Here is a 12,882-nt window from a genome sequence, read left to right as displayed (position 1 = left end):
CGCAACGTTACAATTTCCAGTGGTGACCCGGTTTCGTTTCCGATAGGAAATAAATAGTTTAATGGTGAACCATTTCTGAAGGGGAGGGAATATGGCCGAGGAAGTCAAAGAAAGTCTTCGCACAGCCGCGCTGCGGTATCACGCTGAAGGCAAGCCGGGCAAGCTAGAGATCCGGGCCACCAAGCCCTTGGCGAACGGACGGGATCTTGCGCGGGCCTACAGCCCCGGTGTCGCCGACGCCTGTACCGAAATTGTGGCCGACAAGGCCAATGCCAACCTCTATACCGCGCGCGGAAACCTCGTGGCCGTGGTCACCAATGGCTCGGCTGTTTTGGGGCTTGGCAATATCGGTGCGCTGGCCTCCAAGCCGGTGATGGAGGGCAAGGCCGTCCTCTTCAAGAAATTCGCTGACATCGATTGTTTTGACATTGAGTTGAACGAATCTGACCCAGAGCGGTTGGCCGACATTGTCTGCGCGCTTGAGCCGACGTTCGGCGCCATCAACTTAGAAGACATCAAAGCCCCCGATTGTTTCATCGTTGAGAAGATCTGCCGCGAGCGGATGAACATCCCCGTGTTCCACGATGACCAGCACGGCACCGCGATTGTTGTGGGGGCTGCCGCGCTGAACGCGCTGAAGGTGGTGGGCAAAGATTGGGCCGACATCAAGGTCGTCTCGACGGGTGGCGGTGCGGCTGGCATCGCGTGCCTGAACATGCTGCTTAGCCTTGGTGTCAAACGTGAGAACGTCTATCTGTGCGATATCGCGGGCCTCGTTTACGAGGGCCGGGCCGAGGAAATGACACCTCAAAAGGCGGCCTATGCGCAGGGCACCACACCCGCGAGCCTTGGTGATGTGATCGAAGGGGCCGATCTCTTCTTGGGCCTGTCCGGTCCCGGCGTTTTAAAGCCTGAGATGGTCGCCAAAATGGCCAAGCGCCCGATTGTCTTCGCGCTCGCGAACCCCACGCCAGAAATCCTGCCCGAAGAAGTACGCAGTGTTGCCCCCGATGCGCTGATCGCCACGGGTCGCAGCGATATTCCCAACCAAGTCAACAACGTGCTGTGTTTCCCGTTTATCTTCCGCGGGGCGCTGGACGTTGGCGCGACGGAGATCAACGAGGCGATGAAAATCGGCTGTGTTGAGGGCATCGCTGCCCTTGCGCGCGCCACCACCAGTGCCGAGGCCGCCGCCGCCTATGCCGGTGAACAATTGACATTTGGGCCTGACTACCTGATCCCCAAGGCCTTTGACCCGCGCTTGATGGGCGTCGTGGCAAGCGCTGTCGCGAAGGCCGCGATGGAAAGCGGCGTCGCCACCAAGCATGTCGATATCGAGGCCTACAAAGAGCAGCTTGATGGATCGGTATTTAAATCCGCACTCATCATGCGGCCCGTGTTTGCGGCGGCGGCCAATGCCGAACGTCGGATCGTTTTCGCTGAGGGTGAAGATGTCCGCGTTTTGCACGCCGCCCAAGCCGTGGTTGAGGAAACCACCGATGTGCCAATCCTGATCGGGCGGCCCGAGGTGATCGAGGCGCGCGCAGAAAAAGCGGGCCTGACCGTAAAGCCCGGCTGCGATTTTGAAATCGTTAACCCGCAAAGCGATGCCCGTTACCGCGAATACTGGGAGACGTACCACGGTCTGATGGCACGGCGCGGTGTTGCCCCCGATTTGGCGCGCGCGATCATGCGCACGAACACCACTGCGATTGGCGCGGTTATGGTGCAGCGCGGTGAAGCGGATTCGGTTATTTGCGGTACCTTTGGCCAATTCCTGTGGCACCTGAACTACATTGAGCAAATCCTTGGTCGCGACGGGCTCAGCCCGGTTGGCGCGCTCAGCCTCATGATCCTAGAGGATGGCCCATTGTTCATCGCGGACACGCACGTCCACGCGGAACCCACGCCTGAGCAGATTGTGAATTCTGTCATCGGGGCTGCGCGCCACGTGCGGCGGTTTGGGGTGCAGCCCAAGGTTGCGCTGTGTTCGGGCTCTCAGTTCGGGAATCTTGATAGCCGATCGGGCCGCGTTATGCGTGAGGCTTTGCGCCAGTTGGATGCGCAACAGCTTGATTTCGCTTACGAAGGCGAGATGCATGTCGACAGCGCGCTCGATCCAGAACTCCGGGATCGCTACTTGCCCTGCTCCCGGCTGGACGGGGCGGCAAACGTCCTGGTCTTTGCCTCTACGGATGGGGCAGGTGCTGCGCGCAACATCCTAAAAATGCGTGGCGGTGGCCTAGAGGTCGGACCGATCTTGATGGGTATGGGCAACAAGGCGCAGATCGTAACACCATCGATTACGGCGCGTGGGTTGCTGAATATTTCGGCTTTGGCGGGGACACCGGTGAAATCCTACGGGTAGGGCACTGGCATCCGGGCGTGTGGGCGTCTATCACGGGCGCAAACCAAATATGAGGCCTCCATGTCCGCCCACGGCACCCCCATTCCGATGACCTCCCGCCCTTGTGGCCCGCTCAACGGCGAGGCCCACGTGCCCGGCGATAAGTCTATCTCTCACCGCTCGCTCATTTTGGGGGCGATGTCGGTGGGAGAGACCATCGTCACCGGGTTGCTTGAGGGGCAGGATGTTCTGGACACCGCCAAGGCGATGCAGGCCTTTGGTGCGGATATCACGCGGGATGAGGATGGCACATGGCATGTGCACGGCGTCGGTATTGGTGGTTTTGCCGAGCCTGATCAAGTGATTGACTGCGGCAACTCCGGTACGGGCGTACGGTTGATCATGGGCTGCATGGCGACCTCTGATATGGCAGTGACGTTCACGGGCGACGCCAGCCTGAACAAACGCCCTATGGCGCGCGTGACCGATCCGCTCGCATTGTTCGGTGCGCAATCTGTGGGCCGCTCTGGCGGGCGCTTGCCTATGACAGTTGTTGGGGCCGCGGACCCTGTGCCGGTGCGCTATGTCGTGCCCGTGCCCTCGGCTCAGGTCAAATCCGCCGTTCTGCTGGCGGGTTTGAACGCGCCTGGCCAAACGGTTGTGATTGAAAAGGAAGCGACCCGCGACCACACAGAGCGGATGCTTGCCGGCTTTGGTGCAGAAATCTCGGTGGTCGACACGCCAGAGGGGCGCGAAATCACCCTAACCGGCCAGCCAGAGCTGCGCGCCCAAACCATTGTCGTGCCTCGCGATCCTTCCAGCGCGGCATTCCCGGTCTGTGCGGCACTGATTGTGCCGGGCTCGGATGTGCTGGTGCCCAACATTGGCCTGAACCCAACACGCGCGGGCCTGTTTGAAACGCTGCGCGATATGGGTGCTGATCTGACGTACGAAAACCTCCGTGAGGAGGGGGGCGAACCTGTTGCCGACCTGCGTGCGCGGTATTCGCCCAACATGCGCGGCATTGAGGTGCCGCCCGCACGCGCCGCCAGTATGATTGATGAATATCCAGTGCTGTCGGTTGTCGCGGCACACGCCACAGGGCGGACCGTGATGCGCGGCGTCAAGGAGCTGCGCGTCAAGGAATGTGACCGCATCGACGCTATGGCCAAAGGTCTGCGCGCCTGCGGTGTCACCGTGGACGAAGGCCCCGACTGGTGGGAGGTTGAGGGCATGGGCCCCGGCGCAATGCCCGGCGGCGCCACCGTCGAGGTTTTCCTTGATCACCGCATCGCGATGTCTTTTCTTGTGGCTGGCATGGCCGCTAAGACCGCCATCATCGTCGAAGATGGCGGGCCAATCGCCACGTCTTTCCCGATCTTTGAGGGGTTGATGGCGGATTTGGGCGCGGATTTGGTGAAAGCCTAAAAACATTTGGAGGCGGGTTCCCGTGTGGGGCCTCGCGGTTCAGGAAAGGAACGCGCAGTGCAACAGGGCGGATGTTTGTGTGGGGCAATCACGTATGAAGTTGCGGGCGCGTTGGGGCCAGTGACCGCGTGCCATTGCACCCAATGCCGCAAACAAACCGGCCACTATGCCGCTGCCGTGCCTGCACCTTGGGCCGATGTAACACTGTCCGGCACGCCGAAGTGGTATAACAGTACACCCGGTGCCCGGCGTGGGTTTTGCGGAACCTGCGGCAGTTATTTGTTTTGGGAAGAATACGATGGATTGGTCTATCTGATGGCGGGCGCGTTTGATGCACCAACGGGGCTGCGCATGGATGGACACATCTACTATGCCGATAAGGGCGACTATTATACCGCAGGCGAAGATTTACCCTGTTTCGCGGCGGGCCGATCAGGCCCGGAGGTCCCTTCATGAGATTTACGGTCGCGATTGATGGCCCGGCGGCAGCGGGCAAGGGCACTATTTCCAAGGCGGTGGCCGCGCATTTTGACCTCGCGCATTTGGACACGGGCCTGCTGTACCGCGCGGTTGGGCGTAAGGTGCTGGATGCGGGCATGGACCCGGTTCAGGCCGCAAAGACACTGATTGCCGAGGACCTGAACGCAGAAGGCCTGCGCACTGCTGCCGTGGCACAGGCCGCAAGCAAGGTCGCAGTGATCGCCGATGTACGCGCTGCCCTTGTGGATTTTCAGCGGGCCTTTGCGACGCGCTCAGGGGGCGCGGTGCTGGACGGGCGCGATATAGGCACCGTGATTTGCCCGCGTGCGGAGGCCAAGCTCTATGTCACTGCGCGCGCCGAAGTTCGGGCGCACCGCCGTTGGCTGGAGCTGTCAGAAAAGGACCCGAACCTTGCGCTGGAGCAGGTCCTTGCCGATGTAGAGGCCCGCGATGCCCGCGACCGCGACCGGACTGAGGCGCCCTTGGTTGCAGCGGATGATGCGCTCGTGATTGATACCTCTGATCTGGCAATTCCAGAGGCTGTGGCTAAGGCGGTTGCGCATGTTCATTCACGTAAAGATTTTATTATCAATAATTTATGATCTAAACTTCATGTAATGGATCATGCCACGCACGAAGTTGTGGTTTGTCTGATGGCTTGGGCGCGTTCTAGGCTTCTCCTGACCTACAGGAGATTTCATATGCGCTTTCCGCCCAGCCTGATTATCGCGGTTACCCTTGGGGCCTTTGTGTTCGCCGCGCCCGCTTATGCGCAAGAACGCTCCATGACGCTGGAGCGGATGGGCGCGATTGTCCAAACCATCGACCCAGAGGCGCAGGTATTTGCTACGGGCTTTCAGCTGACGATTGAGGATATCCCGGTCATCATTGTCTCGGACCCCGTGGCGGATCGCATGCGGGCGATGGTGCCGATCCGCAGTGCCGAAGGTTTGGAGCCGGACGAATTGATGCGGCTCATGCAGGCCAATTTCGACACAGCGCTTGATGCTCGATACGCCGTCGCCAATGGGCGGTTGTGGGGCACATTTATTCATCCGCTCAGCCCGCTGGAGCGGGAGCAATTCATTTCTGCGTTGATCCAAACCGTCAATCTAGCCCGCACATATGGCACGCTTTATTCCGGTGGGGCGCAGACTTTTGGCGGTGGCGACAGCAACGGCCTTTACCAAGACCTTTTCAGCGAATTGCTGCGCAAAGGAGAGGACATTTAAGTGGTCACAGGTCTGTCTTTGAGGTAGGCTAAGGTGATAAGCCCGAAAAGGGCATGAGCAGAACATATTAGACCAAAGCAGGCATCCCATGACGGAAATGGCCCATGGCACGGTGATCGTGCAACCGGGCGAGGCGATCCTCTCACGCTGGTGGCGTACAGTGGACCGTGTCACCCTGACATGTATCTTCATCCTTTTTGCGATTGGCCTTTTGCTCGGCTTTGCGGCGTCACCGCCTTTGGCGGAGCGTAATGGCCTGATGCCCTTCCACTACGTGCTGCGGCAGGGTGTGTTTGGAATGATGGCGCTGTCGGTGATGTTGGTCGTGTCGATGCTGTCGCCGACCCAATTGCGCAGGCTTGGTGTGTTGGGCTTTTTCGCGGCGTTTCTGGCGGTGGCGATGTTGCCGGTTTTTGGGACCGACTTTGGCAAAGGGGCCACGCGGTGGTTCTCATTGGGGTTCGTATCGGTGCAGCCCTCGGAATTCCTCAAACCTGTCTTCGTCATTTTGTGCGCGTGGTTGATGGCCGCAAGCCAAGAGTTGAACGGCCCTCCGGGCAAGACGTTCTCCTTCATTGTCGCCGTTTGCACGGTTGGTTTTTTGGCGACACAGCCTGACTTTGGTCAATCCGCGCTGATCATCGCGGCGTGGTCGACGCTTTATTTCGTGGCCGGAGCGCCTATGATTTTGCTGACCGGTTGTATCGGGTTGGTCGTGGCAGGGGGCGTTGTCGCCTATTCCTCGTCCGAACACTTTGCGCGCCGTATTGACGGTTTTCTCAACCCAGAGGTCGATCCGACCACCCAGATGGGGTTCGCCACGAATGCCATCCGTGAGGGCGGGTTTTTCGGCGCAGGCGTGAATGAGGGACAGGTCAAATGGTCCTTGCCGGATGCTCACACCGACTTCATCATCGCCGTTGCAGCCGAAGAATACGGCCTGATCCTCGTGTGGATCATTATCGGATTGTTTGCGCTGATCACGGTGCGCTCACTCTTTCGACTGATGCGAGAACGGGATCCGTTCATCCGCCTTGCGGGGACCGGGTTGATCACATTGTTTGGGCTTCAGGCGTTCATCAATTTGGGCGTCGCGGTGCGGGTTTTACCCGCCAAAGGCATGACCCTGCCGTTCGTCAGCTACGGGGGCTCGTCGCTGATTGCGATGGGGATTCTCGTGGGGATGCTGCTGTGCTTTACCCGCACGCGGCCCCAAGGCGAAATTGGTGATATGCTGAGGCGCCGTTGATGGGCCCGTTGTTGGTCATCGCTGCGGGCGGCACGGGCGGGCATATGTTTCCTGCGCAGGCATTGGCTGAGGATATGTTGGCACGCGGCTGGCGGGTTGTCTTGTCCACCGATGCCCGTGGCGCGCGCTATGCAGGCGGGTTTCCGGATGCTGTCGAAAGACGCGTGGTTTCCTCGGCAACCTTTGCGCGCGGTGGGGTGCTGGCCAAGGCGCTGGTGCCATTTCGTATCTTGCGCGGGGTATTGGCCGCGCGTGCCGATTTCAAACGTGACCGGCCTGCGGTGGTTGTGGGCTTTGGCGGCTACCCTTCGATCCCGGCACTTGGTGCGGCGGTTCTTATGAAACTGCCCACGATTATTCACGAACAAAACGGGGTGCTGGGCCGTGTGAACACGCTGTTGGCACCGCGCGTGTCTGTTGTGGCTGCAGGAACGTGGCCCGTGGCTGTGCCCGAGGGCGTTGAGCCCGTGCACGTCGGTAATCCGGTGCGTGCAGCCATCGCAGAACGTGCGGGTGCGGGCTACATCCCACCGGGGGATTATCCGCTGCGCATCGTCGTCGTTGGCGGTTCGCAGGGGGCGCGCATCCTGTCGGATGTGGTGCCCGCAGCCATTGGCCAATTGCCCGCCGCGCTGCGGGGCCAGATCAAGGTCGAACAACAGGCCCGCGCTGAGGATATCGCCCGCGTCACCCAAGCCTATGCGGACATTGATGTCCGGGCCGAGGTCGCGCCGTTCTTTGACGATATCCCCAAACGCTTCACTGAGGCGCAATTGGTCATCTCCCGCTCGGGCGCCTCGACCGTTGCGGATATCAGCGCGATTGGGCGGCCCTCAATTCTTGTGCCATTCGCCGCGGCCACAGGGGATCACCAAACCGCCAACGCACGCGGCCTTGTGGATGCGAACGCCGCGATCATGATGCCCGAAAGCAGATTTACCCCCGCAGCCTTGGCCGAGCAGATCGCCACGGTCTTGAGCAGCCCCAAGGGGGCACAGAAAATGGCCATTGCGGCGCGGGGGCAGGGGCGTATGGATGCCGCCCAAGCGCTTGGCGCCTTGGTCCAAAAGCTTGCACACACAGGAGCGCGCCAATGAACACTGCAACCAAACTGCCCCAGGCGCTGGGGCCCATTCACTTTGTGGGCATCGGTGGCATCGGCATGTCGGGCATTGCAGAGGTGTTGGTTGAGCACGGCTATACCGTTCAAGGCTCTGACCTAAAGGCGAGCAAGATCACCAAGCGCCTTGAGGCCTTGGGGGCGACGGTTTTCGTTGGTCAACGCGCCGAAAACCTTGAGGGAGCGGAGGTCGTTGTGATCTCAAGCGCGATCAAACCGGGCAACCCCGAACTGGACGCCGCGCGCTTGAACGGGCTGCCCGTCGTGCGCCGCGCCGAAATGTTGGCCGAACTGATGCGGTTGAAGTCCAACATTGCGGTCGCCGGGACCCACGGCAAAACGACGACAACGACGATGGTCGCAGCTCTTTTGGACGAGGGCGGGATCGACCCAACCGTCATCAACGGCGGGATCATTCACGCCTACGACAGCAATGCGCGCATGGGGTCGGGCGAATGGATGGTGGTCGAAGCAGATGAGAGCGACGGGACGTTCAACCGCTTGCCCGCAACAATCGCGATCGTGACCAATATCGATCCCGAACACATGGAACATTGGGGCACCATCGAAAACCTGCGGGCGGGTTTTGACGACTTTGTGTCGAACATTCCTTTTTACGGGCTGGCCGTGTGCTGTACCGACCACCCCGAGGTGCAGGCGCTGGTTGGTCGGATTACGGACCGTCGCGTCATGACCTTTGGCTTTAATGCGCAGGCGGATGTGCGGGCGATGAACCTGACGTTTGAGGCGGGTGTGGCGCATTTTGATATCCATCTTCAGGCCGAGGATGAGGTGATCAAGGATTGCACATTGCCCATGCCGGGCGATCACAACGTGTCAAACGCGCTCGCAGGGGTTGCGGTGGGCCGGCACCTTGGCATGACACTGGAGCAGATCAAGCAAGGTCTTGCGGCCTTCAAGGGTGTTAACCGCCGCTTTACCAAAGTCGGTGAGTGGAAGGGCATTCCGATCATTGACGACTACGGTCATCACCCTGTTGAGATCGCAGCGGTGCTGCGTGCCGCTCGTCAAAGCGTGGGCGACGGGGGCAGGGTGATTGCGGTTCACCAGCCACACCGGTTCTCGCGGCTCCATACGCTGTTTGATGATTTTTGCAGCTGCTTCAATGATGCGGATGTTGTCGGCATCGGTGAGGTTTTTGCCGCTGGTGAGGACCCGATTGAGGGCGCAGGCCGCGATGATCTGGTTGCAGGGCTGATCCGCCACGGCCATCGCCACGCTCGGGCCGTTACCTCCGAGGATGATCTGGAGCGTTTGGTGCGGGAACAGGCGCGCGAGGGCGATATTATCATCTGCCTAGGGGCGGGTACGATTTCGGCTTGGGCCAACGGCCTGCCAGCGCGCCTCGCGGCCAGCTAACTGCTGCTATTGCGCCGCGTCGAGCAAGGCTTGTGCGGCGGCGCGTGCGGCTTCGGTGATGGTGTCACCCGCCAACATACGGGCGATTTCATCAAGGCGCGCGTCATCACCAAGGGGCGTGACGCTGGACAATGTGGCCTCATCCACGACGCGCTTGGCGACCTGCCAGTGATGTGCGCCAAGGGCGGCAACTTGTGGTGAGTGGGTCACAACCAACACTTGCCCGCCATCCGCCAGGGCCTTGAGCCTGCGGCCCACGGCATCCGCCGTCGCGCCGCCGACACCGCGGTCGATTTCATCAAAGATCATCGTGGTCGACAGATCATCGCCAGCCAAACACACCTTTAGCGCCAGCAAAAACCGCGACAATTCCCCGCCCGAGGCGATCTTGTTCAAGGGTCCTGCGGGGGCGCCGGGGTTGGTGGCGACCTCAAAGGCAATGGCATCTATGCCCTCGGGGCCTTTGGGGGCCTCTGTCAGGCGGGTGACGAACACGGCGCGCTCCATTTTGAGCGGGGCGAGTTCGGCAGCCATAGCAGCATCCAGCCGTTTGGCGGCTTTGGCGCGCAGGTCGGATAGCGTCATGGCGGCGGCGTCATAATCCGCGCCAGTATCTGTCACGGCGCGGCGTAGGGCGGCGATATCGCCCTCAGACGCGTCCAGCGCATCCAGCTTGGCGCGTAAATTCGCCGCCAATGCGGGCAATTCCTCGGGGGATACATCGTGTTTGCGTGCGAGCGCCCGCAGGGCAAAGAGCCGCTCCTCAACCGTTTCCAACTCAAACGGATCAAAGGACAATTGATCGAGGCACGCCTCAACCCCGGCTTGTGCTTCACCCAGTTCGACCTGCGCGCGGCCTAAGGCATCCAACGCGGCATCCAGCGCACCCTCGGCTTTGTCACGCGCCCCATCCAGCCAGCGCATAGCATCGCTCATCCGGCCCTCAGCCCCGTTGAGGCCAATAGCCTCAAGGCCTTTGGTGACATCCTCGCGGATACGTTCGGCGCCCTGCATCATCCGACGGCGGGTATCGAGGGTGTCGTCTTCACCCGGTTGTGGATCGAGTGCCTCTAGCTCGGCGGCTGCGTGGCGCAGGTATTCCTCTTCGGCGCGGGTTTCGGCCAACAGCGCCTCGGCCTTGTTCAACGCGGTTTGAGCGGCCGCGTGAGCCCGCCAAGCGGTTCGGACATTCACCAACAGTGCAGCAGAGCCCGCGAAACTGTCCAGCAATGTACGGTGGCCGCGAGTATTCAAAAGGCCGCGATCGTCGTGTTGCCCGTGCAATTCCACCAGTGTTTCCGACAAAGCGCGCAGCACCTCGCCCGAACACCGACGATCATTGACCCAAGCCGTCTTGCGCCCGTCACGCGTGTTGACGCGGCGTAGGATCAGCGTGTCGTCTTCATCCGGCAGGCCGGCTTCTTGCAAAATCGCGTGGGCCGCGTGATTGGGGCCAAGCGCAAATTCGGCAACGACCTCGCCCTGATCTGCGCCCGCGCGTACCAATTCCGCCCGTCCGCGCCAGCCAAGTACAAACCCCAACGAGTCGAGCAAAATGGATTTGCCCGCACCGGTTTCACCGGTCAGCACATTTAGACCCGGCTGAAACGCCAGTTCCAAATGGTCGATAATGAGCATGTTTCGGATATCGAGCGCGCGCAGCATCTAATCGAGCCTCGTGTCAGGTGGGGTCAACCCTAACCTCCGGTTACAACCACGCGCCACGGATTGTGCGGCGATAAATGTCGACCAACCAGCCGGTGCCGCGCGGGGCTGCATCCAGCCCCTGACCGGTCAACTGCTTGAAGGCATCGTCATAGAAAGGCGAACTTTGGAAGTTATAGCCGAGGATCGCACCGGCGGTCTGTGCCTCATCCCGCAGGCCAAGGCTGAGGTAGGCTTCAACCAAGCGCATCAATGCTTCGGGTGTGTGGCTTGTGGTCTCAAAGTCTTGGACAACGGCGCGGAAGCGGTTGATGGCGGCGGGGTAGTGCCCGCGCTTGAGATAATAGCGCCCGATTTCCATCTCTTTGGCCGCAAGGTGGTCAAACGCGAGGTCGAATTTCAGGATCGAAGAACGCGCGTATTCCGAGCCGGGGTAGCGCTCAATCACGGTGCGCAAGGCTTGGAGCGCTTGGAACGTGAGACCCTGGTCGCGGCCCACTTGGTCGATCTGATCGTAGTAGGACAGCGCCAGCAGGTACTGCGCATAGGCTGCGTCTTCGTCCGCAGGGTAGAAGTCAATGAACCGCTGGGCGGCGGCGCGAGAATTCTCGTAGTCGCCATCGGTGTGATAGGAAAACGCCGCCATGATCAGGGCGCGTTTGGCCCAATCGGAATAGGGATAGAGCCGCTCAACCTCATTGAACAGGCGCGCGGCTTCTTCTGGATCATCGCTGGCCAATTGCACTTCAGCGCGCTGAAATATTTCTTGAGGACCAAGGCTTTGCAGCACTTCGGCATCTGTTGGGCCTTGCGAACACGCCGACAAAAGCGCCACGAGGGCCGCACTCAGCAGTATGGATTTCCCGCCTATCATTCGATTTTGGCCTCTTGCCCTGTCAGGTGCCGTTCCCTTGGTCGAGAACTTGTACAAGGTCTAGCATAGGACGTGTAGGGACAAAAGTGGGATTGGACGTCTGCTCCGTGATCAAACGGCAGCCAAATCCGACATGTGCAGGCCTGCGCCGGGCAGATTGTCGAGCTGTGTTTGCGTGCACGTCACAATGCGGTAGGCCAGTGGATCGGCGAACAGCGCGTGCAGCAGTTTGTTTGTCAGAGTGTGGCCCGCACGAACGCCAGTGTAGCGCCCCAAAAGCGGGGCCCCAGCCAGTGCCAGATCGCCAAGGGCATCGAGCATTTTATGACGTACGGCTTCGTCCGCGTGGCGCAAACCGCCGGGTGACAGCACTTGGTCGCCATCGACGACGACGGCGTTGTCGTAGGTCCCACCAAGAGCAAGGCCATTTTCGCGCATCATCTCAACATCCGCTTGGCGGCAGAACGTCCGACTGTTTGCGAGTTCGCGCACGAACGTCCCATTCGCCAGCACCAAACGCTTTTCTTGGTGGCCGATAGCGGCGTCCGTGAAGTCGATGGAAAAATCCATCTCAGTCGTTTTGGCGGGAGAGAGGGTCGCGGTGCTATCGCCTTGTGTCACACTGACTTGGCGCAGAACTTCGATCGCGTGTACGGGTGCGTCCAACACCTGAAGGCCGCGTTTCATGATCGCTTCAACGAAAAGGGCGGCGGAGCCATCCAAGATCGGGACCTCTGGACCATCAATTTCGAGCAGGGCGTTGTGCACGCCGCAGCCAGCAAGTGCAGCCATCACATGCTCGACCGTCGACACCTCGATGCCATCAGCATTTACCAACCGGGTACACAGCGGGGATTGTACCGCCGAATTGTAGCGCGCAGGGATCATCGCATCACTGTCCGCAACGTCCGTCCGGCGGAACCAGATCCCGTAGGATGCCGAGGCCGGATGTATCGTCATGCGTACCGGAGCACCCGAGTGAAGGCCAACGCCAGTAAAGCGGATCAGAGATTTGAGAGTTGTTTGCACGCGGTGCCCCAATAAACGCGAGGTTTTCCCCGCTGACATTTGACCAGTGTGCTATCTGCTGCTGGATTGTGCCGCAAT

At 60.4% G+C, this 12,882-nt stretch carries 11 protein-coding genes; 8 read left to right on the top strand and 3 right to left on the bottom strand.

Features of this window, described 5'->3' with window-relative positions:
* Positions 1-91: 91 nt before the first annotated feature.
* From PM04_RS03440 to murC, 8 genes are all read left to right on the top strand, one after another.
* Positions 92-2,368 carry an NADP-dependent malic enzyme gene (locus PM04_RS03440; RefSeq protein ID WP_038003635.1) on the top strand — a complete coding sequence of 759 codons (2,277 nt, stop codon included), beginning with the start codon at positions 92-94 and terminating at the stop codon, positions 2,366-2,368.
* A 60-nt stretch (positions 2,369-2,428) separates the two neighbouring features.
* Positions 2,429-3,775: a 3-phosphoshikimate 1-carboxyvinyltransferase gene (gene aroA / locus PM04_RS03435; RefSeq protein WP_038003634.1), complete on the top strand. Its 1,347-nt coding sequence runs from the start codon at positions 2,429-2,431 to the stop codon at positions 3,773-3,775.
* Between the two features lie 75 nt (positions 3,776-3,850).
* Positions 3,851-4,231 carry a GFA family protein gene (locus PM04_RS03430; protein WP_234702861.1) on the top strand — a complete coding sequence of 127 codons (381 nt, stop codon included), beginning with the start codon at positions 3,851-3,853 and terminating at the stop codon, positions 4,229-4,231.
* Complete coding sequence (locus PM04_RS03425; RefSeq protein WP_038003630.1) at positions 4,228-4,857, top strand: d(CMP) kinase; 630 nt, start codon at positions 4,228-4,230, stop codon at positions 4,855-4,857. Before PM04_RS03430 ends, PM04_RS03425 begins: the two co-directional genes overlap by 4 nt.
* 99 nt (positions 4,858-4,956) lie before the next feature.
* Positions 4,957-5,487 (top strand): hypothetical protein, encoded by a 531-nt coding sequence (locus PM04_RS03420; protein WP_038003628.1) that lies wholly within the window; start codon positions 4,957-4,959, stop codon positions 5,485-5,487.
* 88 nt (positions 5,488-5,575) lie between these two features.
* On the top strand, positions 5,576-6,736 hold the full coding sequence (locus PM04_RS03415) for a putative peptidoglycan glycosyltransferase FtsW (protein ID WP_038003626.1): 1,161 nt from the start codon (positions 5,576-5,578) through the stop codon (positions 6,734-6,736).
* On the top strand, positions 6,736-7,833 hold the full coding sequence (locus PM04_RS03410; protein ID WP_038003624.1) for a UDP-N-acetylglucosamine--N-acetylmuramyl-(pentapeptide) pyrophosphoryl-undecaprenol N-acetylglucosamine transferase: 1,098 nt from the start codon (positions 6,736-6,738) through the stop codon (positions 7,831-7,833). Before PM04_RS03415 ends, PM04_RS03410 begins: the two co-directional genes overlap by 1 nt.
* A complete protein-coding gene (gene murC / locus PM04_RS03405; protein WP_038003621.1) occupies positions 7,830-9,236 on the top strand; it encodes a UDP-N-acetylmuramate--L-alanine ligase in 1,407 nt (468 codons plus the stop codon). The genes PM04_RS03410 and murC overlap by 4 nt, the downstream gene beginning before the upstream one ends.
* A 6-nt stretch (positions 9,237-9,242) precedes the next feature.
* On the opposite strand, the gene recN is transcribed toward murC, so the two are convergent.
* From recN to lpxC, 3 genes are all read right to left on the bottom strand, one after another.
* Positions 9,243-10,901 carry a DNA repair protein RecN gene (gene recN / locus PM04_RS03400; RefSeq protein WP_038003619.1) on the bottom strand — a complete coding sequence of 553 codons (1,659 nt, stop codon included), beginning with the start codon at positions 10,899-10,901 and terminating at the stop codon, positions 9,243-9,245.
* Positions 10,902-10,944: 43 nt separating this feature from the next.
* The gene (locus tag PM04_RS03395) at positions 10,945-11,775 is read right to left on the bottom strand and encodes an outer membrane protein assembly factor BamD (protein WP_038003617.1); all 831 of its coding nucleotides are present in this window, start codon (positions 11,773-11,775) and stop codon (positions 10,945-10,947) included.
* 111 nt (positions 11,776-11,886) lie between these two features.
* Positions 11,887-12,804 (bottom strand): UDP-3-O-acyl-N-acetylglucosamine deacetylase, encoded by a 918-nt coding sequence (lpxC, locus tag PM04_RS03390; protein ID WP_038003615.1) that lies wholly within the window; start codon positions 12,802-12,804, stop codon positions 11,887-11,889.
* Positions 12,805-12,882: the final 78 nt, after the last annotated feature.

The sequence above is a fragment of the Thalassobacter sp. 16PALIMAR09 genome, from assembly GCF_000765485.1.
In the GTDB taxonomy this organism is placed as follows: domain Bacteria; phylum Pseudomonadota; class Alphaproteobacteria; order Rhodobacterales; family Rhodobacteraceae; genus Thalassobacter; species Thalassobacter stenotrophicus.
Note: the sequence above shows the minus strand (reverse complement) of the source record. Positions and strands in the feature narration are given on the sequence as shown.